Origin of the sequence: Uliginosibacterium sp. H1 (assembly GCF_036017065.1) — a bacterium.
Classification (GTDB): Bacteria; Pseudomonadota; Gammaproteobacteria; order Burkholderiales; family Rhodocyclaceae; genus Uliginosibacterium.
Map to the genome: position 1 here is coordinate 420,121 of NZ_JAYXHR010000002.1, position 14,809 is coordinate 434,929.

The window sequence follows — 14,809 nt, forward strand, 5'->3', positions numbered from 1 at the left end:
TGCCATGATCGAACTGCGCCCAGCCACCACACGCGGTCACACCCGGCATGACTGGCTGGAGCGCTGGCACAGTTTTTCCTGTGCCGACTACCGTGATCCTGCCCACCTCCACTGGGGGCCCCTGCGTGCCCTCGACGATGTGTGCATCGCGCCGGGGGCCGGCGTGTCGCCGCATGGTTACCGCGACACGGAAATCATCAGCCTGGTGCTGGCGGGCACACTCGAAATCCGCGACAGCCTGGGCCGCAGCCTGCGTGTCCGCCCCGGCGAAGTGCACCGCCTCAGCGCCGGACACGGCGTGGTGCAGGGAGAAATCAATCCCTCACCGGAGGAGCCGCTGCACTACCTGCAGATCTCGATCATCCCCGACGTGGTGGGCCTGCAGCCGAGCAGCGAACTAACCTGCTTCGGTGACCACGACCGCCACGACCGCCTGTGTCTCCTCGCCAGTTCCGATGGCGAAGCAGGCAGCCTGCATCTCAATCAGGATATTCGCCTGTTTGGCAGTGCCCTGGCTGTAGGAAGTTGCCTACAGCATGTCGTGGCACCGCATCGGCTCGCTTACCTGCATGTCCTGCGCGGAAAGCTCGCGGTGAACGGCCACCCGCTCGGCGCCGGCGATGCGCTGCGCATCGGCGAGGACATCGCGCTGCGGATCGTCGGTGGGGAAGCCGGTGGCGAGCTGTTGCTGTTCGACCTGCCGGCGCAGCGCGCAGGCTTTCAGCGCGAAGGAGCCAGCAAGGCTTCGTAGCGCGCCAGGTCAGCGGCGGAGAAACAGCAGAAGCAGACTTCTTCGACCACGCCCGCATCCGCCACCAGGCTGCGCACGGTATCCACCGCGATACGCGCGGCGCGGTCTGGTGGAAACCGGTACACGCCGGTGCTGATGCAGGGAAAGGCGATGCTGCGCGCGCCGCAGGTTGCGGCGAGTTCCAGTGCGCGTCGGTAGCAGGCTGCCAGCAGCGAGGCTTCGCCCTGCCCACCGCCTTGCCATATCGGCCCGACGGTGTGGATCACGAAGCGCGCAGGCAGGCGGAAGCCCGGCGTCAGTTTGGCGTCACCCGTGGCACAGCCACCGAGCGCGTGGCAGGCCGCCAGCAGCTCCGGTCCGGCAGCACGATGGATGGCGCCATCCACGCCACCCCCGCCCAGCAGCGTGCCATTGGCGGCGTTCACGATGGCGTCGACCGCCAGCGTGGTGATGTCGCCCTGGTGTGCGTACAACTGCGTGGGCGATTCAGACATGAAGCGTCTCCGCGTGGCTGCGCAGCCAGTGCCGGACCCACGCGAGCGCACGCTGGAACAGCGGATGCCACGAGGCATCCGTCGCTGCATCGAGCGGTTGCCAGAAGAACTCGAAGCTGTGCCCGCCGTCGTCGGAGGTACGCCAGCTCCAGCGTTCCGGCAATACGCGCGGCACCTCGCACAACTGGAAGGACCACAGCGCGCCGCCGGGCATGTCGCCGTGCTGGGACGCCCATACGCCCATGTCGGTGACGATCCGCGCGTCGGCGATGCCGGATTCTTCCCGCAACTCGCGCAAGGCCGCCGCCGCGGCCGCCTCGCCGGTTTCGATGCCGCCCTTGACGAGCTGGCAGCCGGCCAGCGGATGCATGAAGGCGAGGATTTCCAGGCCACCTTCGCGGCCACGTCGCAGCACGACCGGGCAGGCCTTGGCAGCGGTGGCGGCGGCTTGCATGCGGCTCAGCCTCCGCTCGGCCCTATCGTCGCCAGCCGCTGGGTCAGCGTGCCGCGGTCGCTGTCGAACAGCCGCGCGTAGATGATGGCGTTGGCCATCACCTTCTTCACGTAGTCGCGCGTCTCGCTGAAGGGGATGGTCTCGGCATAGATGGCGCCCTCCAGCGTGCGCTGCGGGTCGCGCCAGCGACGCGCGCGGCCGGGACCGGCGTTGTACGCGGCCGAGGCCAGCACCGGGCTGCCGCCCAGGTCGTCCAGCACGTTGCGCAGGTAGGCGGTGCCGAGGCGCACATTGCCCTCCACGTCGGTCAGCCAGCCCGCGTGGTAGCCGTCGAAGCCGGCCTTGTTGGCAATCCATTTGCCGGTGGCGGGCATCACCTGCATCAGGCCCTGGGCACCGGCGCTGGAGCGCACCACCGGCTGGAAGCGGCTCTCCTGGCGCACCAGGCCGTACACCCAGGCAATGTCGAGACCACGCGCCTTCGTCTCGACGCTGAACACGTCGTAGTAGGGCGCGAGGTAGCGCAGGCTGTAGTCGTGCTGGGCCTTGGTGCGGTCGGCGGTGTTGATGGCACGGTCATACAGGCCCTCGCGTCGGCCGTACTCGGCGGCGGCGAGCAGCAGGCGGTCATCGGCGTTGCGCAGGCCCCAGTTCCACTCGCGCACGCCCTCAGTGCGCAGGTCCAGGCGATACAGCGTCAGCGCACGTTGCAGCTCGGGCATGGCCTGCACCTTTTCCATCTCGCCGATCGACGCGGGCAGCGCCGGCTCCGGCCAGTCGAAGCGACGGCCCAGGGCCTCGGCGCTGAGGATGCCGTAGAAGTGCGGCTCGCCGGCCTGTCGTTGCAGCAACGTCGTGGCCTCGCGGCTGTGGCCGGTTTCGATGTGGGCACGGGCCAGCCAGTACGTCCACGCGGACTGCTCGCGCAGGCCCTGCGGCATGTGCTCGACCGCACGTCGCACGCGCGCCCAGTCCACGCTGCGCAGCGCCGCACGCACCCGCCAGGCGTGCTGTTCTTCCGCCATCACGATGTTGCCGGCACGGTCGTACCAGGTGTTGGCTTCCGGCAGCTGTCCCTGTGCCCCCAGCCAGGCGAGCTGGCCCCAGGCATAGGCGCGCTCCGGCGCCGGGAAGCGATCCTCGATCTCCTGCCAGCGCCGTGCAGCGTCGCGCACCTCGACACGGGCCTGCCGCGCCACCGCCGCCAGCACCAGCTCGCGCTGGGCGCGGGTGGCGGTCTGGCGCGCACGCGGGCTGGACAGGAAGCGGCCGGGGTTGTCCAGCACCGAGCCGAGCAGGTCCATGGTCTGCGCCGCGTCATTGCCGGTCCAGCCGGCGGCTTCGCGCGCGCCGGACAGGCGCTTGGCCTCCACCAGGCGGCGGAAGCGCGCCCATACGCTTTCCTCGCTGACATGGCCGGCCACCACCAGCGCGCGCAGCGGCGCGTCGCAGGCGTCCGGCGTGTCGGTGAGCGACAGCCATTGGGTTTCGATGGCGCGGGCGTTGCCGCCGGGCCGCTGCATGGCGTGGCACTGCAGCTCCTGGTCGGGCTGTGCAAGACGGCCGTAATGCTCGTCGAACAGACTCCACTGCCCTTCGCGGGCAAGGCGCTTGAGCCAGTCGCTACGCAGGCGCTCGGCCAGCACGCTGCCCTCGTTGTCCGACAGGAAACGCTGCACGCTGTCGACCGGCAGCGGCTCGGTATTGCGGGCGACCTGGGCGGACAGCAGCCAGTAGCCCACGTAGGCGTCCAGCACATGGTTGCTGCGCTGGGCCGCGAGTTGCTGCAGGCGCGGCAGGTTGCCGCGGCTGGCCGCCTCGCGTGCATCGAGGATGCGCTCGTCGCCGGGTGCGGCGAACGTGGCCTGGCTGGCGACGGCCAGCCAGCACAGGGCGGCGATTGCGCTACTGCGGTGAAGCCACAATCCCGGCCTCATGATTCCTGCCTCATGAGCTGCCTCATGACGTAACATCCCCCACCTTTGAGCGGCGCCCAGCTTAGCACGTGAGCCCATCCACCCCTGACGCACCGAACCCGCGCAAAGTTCTGCGCGAGCGCCTCATCGCGGCGCGCTGCGCACTCGATGTGCAGCGCCGTGAGCAGTTCACGGCAGCCATCGCGCAGCACCTGAGTGCACTGCTCGCGCGGCAGGCGCCGACGGTCGTGGGGTTCTGCTGGCCTTACCGCGGCGAGGTGGACCTGCGTGCCGCCGTGGCCGCCTGGCTGGCGGGCGGGCCGGGCCGCGTCGCCGCCTTGCCGGTGGTGGATGAGGCCGGCATGCATTTCAGCGCGTGGGCACCTGACACCGTCATGACGGCGGGGCGCTACGACATTCCGGTACCGGCCGAGGACCGCGCCGTGCAACCGGACTTGCTCCTGGTGCCGGTAAATGCCTTCGATGCGCGCGGCTATCGGCTGGGTTATGGCGGTGGCTACTTCGACCGTTCACTGGCGCGCTGGCTGCCGCGCCCGGTGACGGTGGGCGTCGGCTTCTCGCTGGCCGCTGTCGAGGATTTGCTGGCCGAGGCGCATGACATTCCGATGGACTGGATCGTCACCGAGAACGGTGTGGTAGTGGGGCCACAAGCATGAACCTGCTGGAAAGTATCGACCGCTATTGCGAACGCACCGATGCAAGCTGGTGGTCCGAGCCGGTCAACGCGCTGACCAACCTGGCCTTCGTCCTGGCCGCCTGGTGGCTGCTGCGCCGCCAGTACCCGGCCGACGTGCGCCCGGAGGTGCGGCGCCTGGCCGTGCTGCTGGGGCTGATCGGCGTGTGCAGCGGCATCTTCCACGTCAGCGGCACGGTGCTGGGCGCCATCCTCGACGTGGCCAGCATCGCGCTGTTCATCCTGTTCTACCTGTTCCGCTTCCTGCGACGGGTGCTGTACTGGCAGATGGCGCCGGCCTTCCTCGCCGTGCTGGCGCTGCTCGGCGCGGACCGGGCGGTGGCGGCCATCGGCTCGCTGGGGCTGAACGGCTCGGAGTCCTACATCCCGCCGTGGCTGGCGCTGGTGATGCTGGCCTTCGCCAGCCTGCGGCAGGCACCGTCCGCAGCCGGCTGGCTGTTCGGCGCGGCCCTGCTGTTCCTCGTGTCCTTCTCGCTGCGCGTGCTGGACATGCAGCTGTGCGCGGAATGGCCGCTGGGTACGCACTTCGGCTGGCACGTGCTGAACGCCGCCGTGCTGTACCTCTGCGTACGGGGACTGGCGGCGGGTTGCCGCGACAGGTTGTAGGTTTCTGCGGCCTACCGCGAAGGCACCAAGGGATACCGAGGGCCACGAAGAGAAACCAGCCGGGTGTCCTTCGTGGCCCTTCGCTTTTCTCCATGCCCTCTGCGGCAAGAGCGCGGCCCTTCAGGAACGCAGCCCTTCAGTCGTCCTCGCCCCAGCGCTTCATCAGCGCATGCGGCACGCCCACCTGGTCGAGGATGCGCGCGACGACGAAATCCACCAGGTCGTCGATGGACTGCGGGTGGTGATAGAAGCCGGGGTTTGGCGGCAGGATCACCACACCCATGCGTGACAGGCGCAGCATGTTCTCCAGGTGCAGGGTGGAGAACGGCGTCTCGCGCGGCACCAGCACCAGCTTGCGGCCCTCCTTGAGGCACACGTCGGCCGCACGCTCGATCAGGTTCGACGACAAGCCGGCCGCTATGGCTGCCAGCGTGCCCATCGTGCAGGGGCATACCACCATCGCGTCTGGCGGGTTGGAGCCGGAGGCCAGCGGCGCGAACCATTCCTCGCGGCCATACACCTGCAGGCGCGCCGCATCCACGCCGTAGCGCTCGCACAGCCAGGCCTGGGCGTCCTCCGCACGACCGGGCAGGGCCAGATCAAGCTCCTGCCGCGCCACGATCTGCGCCACCTGCGAGTACAGCACCTGTACCCGGCAGTCCGCCTGCAGCAGGCACTCCACCAGGCGCAGGCCGTAAGGCATGCCGGAAGCGCCGGTCAGGGCGACGGCGATGGTTCGTGGCGCAGTTCTCGGGCTTGCGGTCATGTTTCGTGCTCCCGCGGTCATCCTCCCGGACACTCGCGCGTTGATTTCACACCTTTTTGCGGTCCAACGTACGGGCCGCTGCGTCACCAGCCTCAGTTTGCAGCCAAGCCATCCGCCCACAGAGCGGTTGTCCGAACAGACCAGATCGTTCCATGCACGTCCGTCCGTCCCGTTCCCTGTCCATCGATGCGCTGAAAGCCATCGCCTCGCAGCTCATCGTGCTGCATCACCTCGCATTCTACGGGCCGATGTCCGACGCCGCGCTGGTGCTGGCGCCCGACCTGATTTCCTGGCTGTACGACTACGGCCGCGTAGCGGTGCAGGCCTTCCTCGTGGTGGGTGGCTACCTCGCCGCACAGACGCTGTCCGGCATGGGTGCCCTGCCCGCCGCCGGCCTGGGCCGCCTGCTGTTCCGCCGCTACCTGCGCCTGATCCTGCCCTACCTGGCGGCGCTGCTGCTGGCCATCGCGGCAGCGGCGCTGGCCAGCCGACTGATCGCCCACGAATCCATTCCGGCACCGCCCAGCCTGCCGCAACTGCTGGCCCACCTGTTCCTGATGCACGGGGTGCTGGGTTTCGATGCCTTGTCCGCCGGCGTCTGGTACGTGGCGATCGATTTCCAGCTCTTCGTATTGCTGGCGGTGTGCGCCTGGCTGGGCCGCCGCCTGCCGGGGCCGCTGTCGGGCAGCCTGCTGGTCGGCGCACTGGGCACGGCATCGCTGCTGGTGTTCAACCGTCACACCGCGCTGGACAACTGGGCCATCTACTTCTTCGGCGCCTACGCGCTGGGGGCGGCGGCCTGGTGGGGCAATGCGCAGGTGCTGCAGCCGGGACGGGCCACGCCGGTGCGCCGCCATGCGGGCTGGACGCTGCTGCTCGCCGCAATCGGCCTGCTGGCGCTGTGGGTGGAGTTCCGCCTGCGCATCGCCGTGGCCTTGACGGTGGCCCTGCTGCTGGCCGCCGCCAGCCGCGCCACGAGCTGGCAGGACATGCCGGGGCAGGCCTTGCTGGGCTGGCTGTCGCGCATCGCCTACGCGGTGTTCCTGGTGCACTTCCCGGTGGTGATCCTGTGCAACGCGCTGTTCGCGCGCTTCGCGCCGCCGGACCCGTGGCTCAACGCGGGCGGCATCGTGCTGGCCTGGGCCTTGTCGGTGCTGGCCGGCGCGCTGTTCCACCATTTCGTGGAGCAACGCCTGGGCCGCTGGCAGATGCCGCGCCCGGCAACCGCCTGAGCGGACCTTTATTTACCGCGAAGCACGCTTCACTTCAGCGAACGGTGCCGCACCAGCACGCGGGTGCTTTCGCCGAAATGCGCGGCCAGTGATTCGGCGAGGTACACCGAACGGTGCTGGCCGCCGGTACAGCCGATGCCCACCGTGAGATAGCTGCGGCCGTCGCGCACGAAGGACGGCAACCAGCGCCCGACGAAGTCGCGGATGTCCTCGTACATGCGCAGCACTTCCGGCGTCTTCTGCAGGAAGGCGATCACCGGCTCGTCGCGTCCGGTCAGCGGACGCAGCGCGGGGTCGTAGTAAGGGTTGGGCAGCACCCGCACGTCGAACACGAAGTCGGCGTCCACCGGGATGCCGTGCTTGAAGCCGAAGGATTCGAACAGCAGCGTCAGGCCGCGCTCGGCGTCACCCTGCAGCAGGTCCTTCACCCAGTTGCGCAGCGTGTTGGGATGCAGCTCGCTGGTGTCGATGCGATGGCCCAGCTCGCCGATGCGCGACAGCAGCTCGCGCTCGCGCGCGATGGCCTCTTCCAGCGTGATGCCGTCGTCCGACAGCGGGTGACGACGACGCGTCTCGGAAAAGCGCGCCACCAGTGCGTCGTCACGCGCGTCCAGGAACAGGAAGCGCACGTCCTCCACCATGCCACGCAAGCTGTTCGCCACCTGTGGCATGGCGGCGATGCTGGCGCCGGAACGCACGTCCGCCGCCACGCCGACCTTGGCATAGCCCGCCGCGCGCAAGTGGCTCACCAGTTGCGGCAGCAGGGTGACGGGAAGGTTGTCGACGCAGTAGTAGCCGGCGTCTTCCAGCACCTTGAGCGCAATGCTCTTGCCGGAACCGGACACACCGCTGATGAGGATGAGCTGCATGGGGGGGCGTTGTTGTCGTGCGTTGTTGTCGTTCTGCGGGGCCGCGTCCAGAGCATAGAGAAAAACCCCGACCTGCGTCACCTCGTTGCCGCTATCGGCGCGATACGGAAGGACGTATCGGCGGACACCAGTCCGGGTAGCGCTGCTGGTAGTCGGCGCGACGCGCCACGCACCGCTGCAGCACGGCCGCCCGCTGCGCATCGTCCGCCTGGCTCCAGCCGGTGATCTCGTCCAGCGTGCGGAAGCAACCGACGCAGACATCGCTGTCCGGGTCCAGGCAGCAGTGACGGATGCAGGGTGATGCGACGGTGGCCGGCGAGGGATCGGTCATGGGCAGGCAGGCGGTGCGGGGCACGCAGCATCGGCACGATGCGTGACGGATGCCGTGCCCAGACTGCGGCAAAGACTGTGGCAACAAGTATCGCCTGCCCGCGTGGACGCGGAAAGGCCGGGTGCGCGTCGCTATCATCGCGCAGCCCGCCGGGGGAGGCGGGCAACTCGTTTGCAAAGAACATAAAACATCAGGGGGAAGACCAATGTCCTTGTCCGTACGCATCAGGCAGGCGCTGTTTGCAGCCTGCCTCATCGCCGTGACCACACCGGCGCTTGCAGTGAACATCTTCGTCAACGGCGAGGAAATGATCGTGCATGGCACGCTGGTGGATGGCGATGCCGAGAAGATCCGCGAGGCAGCGAAGCCGGGCGTGAAGTACATCGTGCTGCGCAACCTGGGCACCACCGGCAGCGGCAAGCTGGCGGACGCGATGCAGGTGGCAGACGCCGTCAAGGACGCCGGGCTCGTCACCGTGCTGCATGGTGCTTGTGGCTACGCCTGCGTGCGCATCTTCCTCGCCGGCAGGGAACGCATGGTTTCCGCTGGCGCGCGCCTGGAAGCCAGCTACCTGATGCTCGGTGGCAGCTTCGCCGGCGCCAACGGCACGGCCAGCCCCACGGACTACGCCTACGTGTCCGACCGCACCGACATTCCGTTCGGCACGATGCTCTCCTACTTCCAGCGCCGTGACCGCAAGCTGATGATCTTCCACCCCAAGGCACAGACCTCGAAGGGCAGCGTGCTGGGTTGCCAGGAAACGGTCGCCGTGCCCGATTGCGAACGGCTGGATTCCTTCGATGCCCTGTCCGCCCGGATCATCACCACGGCGGACCTGTACGAATCGGCCAACACGAAGGAAGGCAGCGACCTCAAGCCGCCGGCCGCCAGCAACTTTGCCGCGCTGGCCGACGAGCCGCCCATCGCCACGCTGTCCGACAACTGCCGTGCGAAGTACTACCAGCGCTTCCTCACTTACGACAAGCCGCGCGCCTTCGTGGTCAGCAAGAACAACGGTTGCTACATGGCACCGGCGCAACGCCTGCAACCGCTGCGTGTCGCCATGGACGACTGTGTGAAAGCCCAGCGCAACAACGCCCAGGCCTGCCGCTTCTACGCGGTCGATGACGACGTGGTGTTCAAGCCTTTCTGAAGCTGGCGGACGTGAATGAAAAAGCCGACCCGCGGGTCGGCTTTTTCACGTCTTGCGGCGCCGAGGCGACGACTACTGTTCGCGCCGCAGCGCGATGCCCAGTTGCTTCAGCTTGCGGTACAGGTGGGTGCGCTCCAGCCCGGTCTTCTCCGCCAGCCGCGTGATGTTGCCGTCCTCGAGTTGCAGGTGGTGCTCGAAGTAGATGCGCTCGAAACTCTCGCGCGCTTCGCGCAGCGGCAGGTCCAGCGGCAGTGCGAAGGTGGCGGCAGGGCCGCGCGAGATGTGGCGGATGATGTCGTCACCATCGATCTGCTCTTCCAGCGCCGCCAGCGCCACCGACTTGATGGCCGAGCGCAGCTCCGCGAAGCCACCGCCCCAGGGGCGGTTGCGCAGTGCGTTCAAGGCACCGGTGCTGAGGCTGCGCGTCGGCACTTCGCCGGATTCGACGAGGTGCAGCAGCAACTGCGCGGCGATCTCCGGCACCTCGTCGCGCAGTTCCAGCAAGGAGGGCGGCACCAGCGCGACTTCGAAGACCCGGCGCAGCAGGCCCTCATCCCAGCCTTCGGCCAGCAGTTCTTCGGCGTTGCGCGTGCTGGCCGCCAGCAGGCGCAGGTCGTAGCGGTCCAGACGGTCCAGCGCGAAGGCCAGGTTCTTCTGCTGCGCACGGCCGAGTTGCCCCAGCTCTTCGACGAACAGGATGCCGCCGCGATGATCCTCCAGCAGCTGGATCTCCAGCGGTGCGTTGAGCGCACCGAGGTCCATCCAGTTGGCATTGTCGGCCTGCAGGCTGCGCGCGCACAGCTCGGCGAGCGAACCGGGGCCGACGCGCAGCAGCAGTACGCGCGAACGACCGGCCGCCTGGTCCAGACGTTTCTTGAGGTCGCGCAGCTGCGTGGAGCGCGTGAAGCTCGCCAGCGTCAGCTGGCTGCGCACGCGCGTGGGCTGGCGCTGCAGGCTGCGCTTCACGGTGGCCAGCAGCTTCTGCAGGGCGATGGGTTTCTCGAGGAAATCGGTCGCGCCGAAACGGATCGCTTCGACGGCGGTGTCTATCGTGCCGTGGCCGGACATCATCACCACCGGCATGGTGAGCTGACCACTGCTGGCCCACTCCTTCAGCAGGGTGACGCCGTCGGTGTCGGGCATCCAGATGTCGAGCAGCACGAGGTCCGGCCGCGCGCTGGCGCGCGCGCCGCGCGCCGCGGCGGCATTCTCGGCGAGCTGCACTTCGTAGCCCTCGTCCAGCAGGATCTCGGAGAGCAGTTCGCGGATGCCGATCTCGTCGTCGACAACAAGGATCTTCGTCATGGGGCGAGCCTACCACGGTGCCGGCTGCGCACAACACCGCGCGAGGCGCTTACTTCTGCGCCTCGGCGAGTCGCAGGCGCACACGCACTTCCGCACCACCACCTTCGCGATTGGCGATGTGGATTTCACCGCGGTGGTCCTCGACGATCTTGCGCACGATGGCGAGCCCGAGGCCGGAACCACGCGGCTTGCTGGTGACGTAGGGTTCGAAGGCGCGGGCCAGGATGGCGGCCGGGAATCCGCTGCCGTTGTCGCGCACCGTCAGCTCCACGCGGCGGCCGTCGTAGCGCGTCGCCAGCGTGATGAGGGCGTCGCTGCCACGCTCGGCGGTGGCGTCCTGGGCGTTCTGCAACAGGTTGTGAATGAGCTGCCGCAGCTGGCTGGCGTCGCAGTTGATGTGCGGCAGGCCGTCGGCCAGTTCCACGCGGATGCTGGCCTGTGCGCTCTCGTACAGCACCAGCACTTCGCGGATCAAGGCGTTGAGGTCCAGCTCGGCCAGCGAGGGCGGCGGCAGGCGCGCGTAGTCGCGGAAGCTGTTCACCAGGTTCTTCATCGCCTCCACCTGGTTCACGATGGTCTGGATGGAACGCGACAGCATGGCGCGCGCCTCGTCGCCCAGCTGGCCGGCGAGCTTGTGCTCCAGGCGCTCGGCGGCGAGCTGGATCGGCGTCAGCGGGTTCTTGATCTCATGCGCCAGCCGTCGCGCCACCTCGCCCCATGCCGCGGTGCGTTGCGCGGAGATCAGTTGCGACACGTCGTCGAACACCAGCACGAAGCCGCCGCCACCCGCCTCCGGCAGGCGCGAGCCATGCAGCAGCAGGGTCTGCATGCGGCCTTCGCCACGGTCGATCTCCACCTGGCCCTGCCAGTCCTCCTCGTGTTCCGCGAAGCCGCGCAACACCGCGTCGCGGAAGCTCTGGTGGCGTGGCCAGTCGGCGAGCGCGATGCCTTCGAAGCCGGACAGCTCGTCCTGCAATGCCGCCACCGCGCCACGATTGGCGGCGCGCAGCTGCCCCTCGCTGGAGAACGCCAGCACGCCGGAGGACAGGCTGGTCAGCACGCTCTCCAGGTAGGCACGGGCGGCGTCCACGGCGGAGCGGTTCTTCTCCGCCAGCGCGCGCGCGTCCTGCAGCTGCTGGGTCATGCGGTTGAAGCTCTGGGTGAGGACGCCCAGCTCGTCGCGCGCCGGCAGCGCCTGGCGTGGCGAGAAGTCGCCGGAGGCCACCGCCTGCGTCCCTTCGGCGAGGATGGACAGCGGCGCCGACAGCGCCCGCGCGAAGATCACCGCCACCGCGACGGCGGCGAACATCGCCAGCAGCAGCGCCAGCGTCAGGGTGACGAGATAGATGCGCTTGAGGCCCTGGCGGGCCAGCAGCAGCTCCTGGTAGTTCTGGTGCAGGGTCTGGATGGCCTCGGCGCTGCGCGCCAGCGCATCCGGCACGCGGCTGGTGACCTGCAGCAGCAGCGGGTCGGCGGTCAGCGTGCGGTTGGGGATGGGCAGCACCACCCGCAGGTTGAGGCTGCCGGCCTCGGCATCCACCACCCGCAGGCCAGTGCTCTGGCGGGCACGACGCAACTCGGCGCCTTGCGGGACCGGCGGCAGCAGGCCGCTGGTGGTCTCGCCGGCGCTGGCGACGACGCGGCCGGTGGCGGTGAAGACGGTCACCGTGTCGGCGTCCAGCCGGTCGCGGGCGCGGAGCAGCGTGGGCACGGTGGGCGCGTGGTCGGCGTCGCCGAGTTCCAGCGCCACTTCGCGGCTGCGGTCGGACAGCTGCTCCAGCAGCGCGTCCAGCGCGGCGCGGCCCAGGTTGAGGCTGTCCTGCAGCGCGTCGTCGGCCTGCACGTTGTACCAGGACTCGATGGCGCGCACCGCGAACTGCACCGACACCCCGTAGATGACGGTGCCCGGCAACACCGCCAGCACCACGAACATGCCGATCAGCTTGAGCTTGAGGCGCGAACCGAACTGGCGCTGGCGATACTCGGCCAGCAGCCGGCGGAACTGCAGGCCGACCAGGGTCGCCATGCTCAGCCCGATGAGTACGTTGGCGCCGAGCAGCCAGGGGTAGTGGCGCGCGAACAGGGACGTATTGGCGCCGGCGCTGGCCAGCAGGAACAGCAGCACGGCCGCGACGGCCAGCGTGATGATGACCAGCCCTCTCATCGGGCCCGCCTCCTTGCCGGCGGTCTTGCGGACGGTCTCATTTGGCGGCTTCGCGCGGCACGGTCTGGAAATTCCAGCGCTGCCAGCCGGAGGAGAGGTCCAGGTCCGAATCGCCCAGCGCGGCGATCTGGAAGGGCTTGGGCAACAGGCCCTGGTCGAGGCGCAGGCGCAGTTCGGCGCGGTAGACCTGGCGGGGCGGCAGCCGGTCGCGGTCGATCAGCGGCCAGTTGTGCACGCTCAGCATGGCGCGCAGCGTCTCGTCCAGCGTCGCGAAGCTGCGCTGCAGGCCGCCGGTGGACAGGCGGTACTGACGGGTGAGGGCGTGGTAGGACAGGCGGTACTCGGTGCGCTTCTCGACGATCACCGCGTCCCACCAGTACCAGCGCGGCGACTTGAGGTTGAACTCCAGCACGAAGGGCAGGGCCACCCCGCGGCTCACCAGTTCTTCCAGCCGCGGGCTGGGGGCCAGCGAGAAGGCCGCGTTCAGCACGTACTGGTCGTCGACCGGCAGGATCTCGACGAACTGGGTTTCCAGGTCCGCCGCCACGGCCGCACCGGGCTGCGGCAGCGCGCAGACGACAAGCAGCGCCAGCAGCAGGCCCCTCAGGGCCTGCCACAGCTCAAGTCTTTTCGAGCAGGGCGAAGTAGAAACCGTCATGTCCGGTGCCAGGCAGCCACTGTCTCTCCAGGGCGCCGTCCGGCATCGGGGCGCGCTTGCAGTCCGGGTGGCGCGCCGCGAAGCGCTGCACCTGCAGACCATTCTCGTCTGGGAACACAGAACACGTCAGATAAAGCAATTTTCCGCCGCGGGCCAGCGTCGGCCACAGGGCGTCAAGGATTTCGGCTTGCAGCGTTGCGAATCGCGCAACATCCTCCGACCGGCGTAGCCATTTGATGTCCGGATGGCGACGCACCACACCACTGGCGGAACAGGGCACGTCAGCGAGGATGCGGTCGAAGGCCCTGCCGTCCCACCAGTCGGCCGGGCGGCGCGCATCCGCCGCCTTCACGCTGGCGGAAAGGCCCAGCCGGTCAAGCTGTTGCGTGACGCGCCGGGCGCGCGCCGGCTCCGCGTCCAGGGCCAGCAGGTCGACGTCCGCCAGTTCCAGGATGTGGCTGGTCTTGCCGCCGGGGGCGGCACAGGCGTCCAGCACGCGCATGCCGTTGGCGAGCCCCAGCAGCAGGCCGGCCTGCTGGGCGCCCCAGTCCTGCACCGACACTTTGCCTTCGGCGTAGCCGGGCAGGCTGGCGACCGGCATGGGCTCGTCCAGCCGCAGGCCCCAGGGGTTGCGTTCGCCCAGCACGGTGCTGGCGTGGCCGCTGGCATCCAGCGCAGCGCGCGCTTCGGCCAGGGTCCAGCGGCGGCGGTTGACCCGCAGGCTCATCGGCGGATGGCTGTTGCCAGCCGTGGCGATGGCCTGCCAGTCCTGCGGGTAGTGTTTGCGAAGCGCCCGCAGCCACCAAGCCGGGTGGCGCCAGCGCGATTCGTCCTGCGCGTCCGCGGCGCCGACCAACGCCGACCAGTCGCGCAGCGCGCTGCGCAGCACGCCGTTCACCAGCCCCTTGAAGTTGCCGCCGGCCATGCGCGCGGCGGCTTCCACCGCCTGGTCGACGATGGTGTGGCTGGCGTCCGGCCGGGTTTCCAGGCGGTACAGCGCGACCCGCAGCAGGCCGTCGACGATCTCCGCCGTCAGCGGCTGACGCAGCAGGCGGCCGAGGAAGGCATCCGCCCGGCCATAGTCGCGCAGCGTGCCGAAGACGATGTCCTGCACCGCGGCGCGGCTGGCCGGCGGCAGTTCCGGATATGCCTGCCACAGGCTGACGAGGCCGTCGTTCAGGGCCTGGCCGACGCGCACCCGCGCCACGGCTTCGGCCGCGACGGCCAGTTGCAGGGCCAGCGAGTCAGCGGGCAGGGGCGGCAAGGCAGGGTTGCGTGTGCCGGACGGCCGCGCAGGGCGGCCTGCCCCCTCGCTGCTGCCGGTGTTGCCGCCGCTGCGGCGAGGGCCGCCCGGGCGCTGGGGCGCGCCGGCGCGGGAAGGTCCGCCGGGACGGC

The 14,809-nt window shown here is 69.2% G+C and carries 15 protein-coding genes; 5 read left to right on the top strand and 10 right to left on the bottom strand.

What is annotated here, in order from left to right:
• Positions 1–4 precede the first annotated feature (4 nt).
• On the top strand, positions 5–751 hold the full coding sequence (locus VVD47_RS11500) for a pirin family protein (protein ID WP_327603604.1): 747 nt from the start codon (positions 5–7) through the stop codon (positions 749–751).
• Here the strand turns inward: VVD47_RS11500 and VVD47_RS11505 are convergent.
• Genes VVD47_RS11505 through VVD47_RS11515 form a run of 3 tightly spaced genes read right to left on the bottom strand, consistent with a single transcriptional unit; the run spans position 721 to position 3,636 of the window.
• The gene (locus tag VVD47_RS11505; protein ID WP_327603605.1) at positions 721–1,245 is read right to left on the bottom strand and encodes an O-acetyl-ADP-ribose deacetylase; all 525 of its coding nucleotides are present in this window, start codon (positions 1,243–1,245) and stop codon (positions 721–723) included. The genes VVD47_RS11500 and VVD47_RS11505 overlap by 31 nt on opposite strands.
• Positions 1,238–1,699 (bottom strand): NUDIX domain-containing protein, encoded by a 462-nt coding sequence (locus tag VVD47_RS11510; protein WP_327603606.1) that lies wholly within the window; start codon positions 1,697–1,699, stop codon positions 1,238–1,240. Before VVD47_RS11510 ends, VVD47_RS11505 begins: the two co-directional genes overlap by 8 nt.
• Positions 1,700–1,704: 5 nt before the next feature.
• Complete coding sequence (locus VVD47_RS11515; RefSeq protein WP_327603607.1) at positions 1,705–3,636, bottom strand: lytic transglycosylase domain-containing protein; 1,932 nt, start codon at positions 3,634–3,636, stop codon at positions 1,705–1,707.
• A gap of 68 nt (positions 3,637–3,704) precedes the next feature.
• Here VVD47_RS11515 and VVD47_RS11520 point away from each other — a divergent pair, with 68 nt between their 5' ends.
• Both VVD47_RS11520 and VVD47_RS11525 read left to right on the top strand, forming a co-directional pair.
• Positions 3,705–4,292 carry a 5-formyltetrahydrofolate cyclo-ligase gene (locus tag VVD47_RS11520; RefSeq protein WP_327603608.1) on the top strand — a complete coding sequence of 196 codons (588 nt, stop codon included), beginning with the start codon at positions 3,705–3,707 and terminating at the stop codon, positions 4,290–4,292.
• Positions 4,289–4,936: a hypothetical protein gene (locus tag VVD47_RS11525; protein WP_327603609.1), complete on the top strand. Its 648-nt coding sequence runs from the start codon at positions 4,289–4,291 to the stop codon at positions 4,934–4,936. The genes VVD47_RS11520 and VVD47_RS11525 overlap by 4 nt, the downstream gene beginning before the upstream one ends.
• A 136-nt stretch (positions 4,937–5,072) precedes the next feature.
• Here VVD47_RS11525 and VVD47_RS11530 read toward each other — a convergent pair whose 3' ends face one another.
• A complete protein-coding gene (locus tag VVD47_RS11530; RefSeq protein ID WP_327603610.1) occupies positions 5,073–5,702 on the bottom strand; it encodes a flavin prenyltransferase UbiX in 630 nt (209 codons plus the stop codon).
• A gap of 152 nt (positions 5,703–5,854) precedes the next feature.
• On the opposite strand from VVD47_RS11530, the gene VVD47_RS11535 reads away from it, so the two are divergent.
• The gene (locus VVD47_RS11535) at positions 5,855–6,934 is read left to right on the top strand and encodes an acyltransferase family protein (protein WP_327603611.1); all 1,080 of its coding nucleotides are present in this window, start codon (positions 5,855–5,857) and stop codon (positions 6,932–6,934) included.
• 29 nt (positions 6,935–6,963) lie between these two features.
• Here VVD47_RS11535 and rapZ read toward each other — a convergent pair whose 3' ends face one another.
• Positions 6,964–7,803: an RNase adapter RapZ gene (gene rapZ / locus VVD47_RS11540; RefSeq protein WP_327603612.1), complete on the bottom strand. Its 840-nt coding sequence runs from the start codon at positions 7,801–7,803 to the stop codon at positions 6,964–6,966.
• Between the two features lie 91 nt (positions 7,804–7,894).
• Positions 7,895–8,158, bottom strand: a complete 264-nt coding sequence (locus VVD47_RS11545; protein WP_327603613.1) for a DUF1289 domain-containing protein — start codon at positions 8,156–8,158, stop codon at positions 7,895–7,897.
• Positions 8,159–8,339: 181 nt separating this feature from the next.
• Here VVD47_RS11545 and VVD47_RS11550 point away from each other — a divergent pair, with 181 nt between their 5' ends.
• Positions 8,340–9,287, top strand: a complete 948-nt coding sequence (locus tag VVD47_RS11550; protein WP_327603614.1) for a hypothetical protein — start codon at positions 8,340–8,342, stop codon at positions 9,285–9,287.
• A gap of 72 nt (positions 9,288–9,359) precedes the next feature.
• On the opposite strand, the gene VVD47_RS11555 is transcribed toward VVD47_RS11550, so the two are convergent.
• The 4 genes from VVD47_RS11555 to rsmB are packed head-to-tail and all read right to left on the bottom strand — an operon-like array spanning position 9,360 to position 14,678.
• Positions 9,360–10,592, bottom strand: coding sequence for a sigma-54-dependent transcriptional regulator (locus VVD47_RS11555; protein ID WP_327603615.1), 1,233 nt, complete (start codon positions 10,590–10,592; stop codon positions 9,360–9,362).
• A gap of 49 nt (positions 10,593–10,641) precedes the next feature.
• Entirely contained in the window at positions 10,642–12,756 is a 2,115-nt protein-coding gene (locus VVD47_RS11560; RefSeq protein WP_327603616.1) for a sensor histidine kinase, read from the bottom strand.
• Between the two features lie 37 nt (positions 12,757–12,793).
• Positions 12,794–13,414, bottom strand: coding sequence for a DUF4390 domain-containing protein (locus VVD47_RS11565; RefSeq protein ID WP_327603617.1), 621 nt, complete (start codon positions 13,412–13,414; stop codon positions 12,794–12,796).
• Positions 13,377–14,678, bottom strand: coding sequence for a 16S rRNA (cytosine(967)-C(5))-methyltransferase RsmB (rsmB, locus tag VVD47_RS11570; RefSeq protein WP_327603618.1), 1,302 nt, complete (start codon positions 14,676–14,678; stop codon positions 13,377–13,379). The genes VVD47_RS11565 and rsmB overlap by 38 nt, the downstream gene beginning before the upstream one ends.
• Between the last annotated feature and the right edge of the window lie 131 nt (positions 14,679–14,809).

Excerpts from the sequence above, each read along its gene's own strand:
- VVD47_RS11500 (WP_327603604.1), top strand. The coding sequence starts at position 5 with ATGATCGAACTGCGCCCAGCCACCACACGCGGTCACACCCGGCATGAC.
- VVD47_RS11505 (WP_327603605.1), bottom strand. The coding sequence starts at position 1,245 with ATGTCTGAATCGCCCACGCAGTTGTACGCACACCAGGGCGACATCACC.
- VVD47_RS11510 (WP_327603606.1), bottom strand. The coding sequence starts at position 1,699 with ATGCAAGCCGCCGCCACCGCTGCCAAGGCCTGCCCGGTCGTGCTGCGA.
- VVD47_RS11515 (WP_327603607.1), bottom strand. The coding sequence starts at position 3,636 with ATGAGGCCGGGATTGTGGCTTCACCGCAGTAGCGCAATCGCCGCCCTG.
- VVD47_RS11525 (WP_327603609.1), top strand. The coding sequence starts at position 4,289 with ATGAACCTGCTGGAAAGTATCGACCGCTATTGCGAACGCACCGATGCA.
- VVD47_RS11530 (WP_327603610.1), bottom strand. The coding sequence starts at position 5,702 with ATGACCGCAAGCCCGAGAACTGCGCCACGAACCATCGCCGTCGCCCTG.
- VVD47_RS11535 (WP_327603611.1), top strand. The coding sequence starts at position 5,855 with ATGCACGTCCGTCCGTCCCGTTCCCTGTCCATCGATGCGCTGAAAGCC.
- rapZ (WP_327603612.1), bottom strand. The coding sequence starts at position 7,803 with ATGCAGCTCATCCTCATCAGCGGTGTGTCCGGTTCCGGCAAGAGCATT.
- VVD47_RS11550 (WP_327603614.1), top strand. The coding sequence starts at position 8,340 with ATGTCCTTGTCCGTACGCATCAGGCAGGCGCTGTTTGCAGCCTGCCTC.
- VVD47_RS11555 (WP_327603615.1), bottom strand. The coding sequence starts at position 10,592 with ATGACGAAGATCCTTGTTGTCGACGACGAGATCGGCATCCGCGAACTG.
- VVD47_RS11560 (WP_327603616.1), bottom strand. The coding sequence starts at position 12,756 with ATGAGAGGGCTGGTCATCATCACGCTGGCCGTCGCGGCCGTGCTGCTG.
- VVD47_RS11565 (WP_327603617.1), bottom strand. The coding sequence starts at position 13,414 with ATGACGGTTTCTACTTCGCCCTGCTCGAAAAGACTTGAGCTGTGGCAG.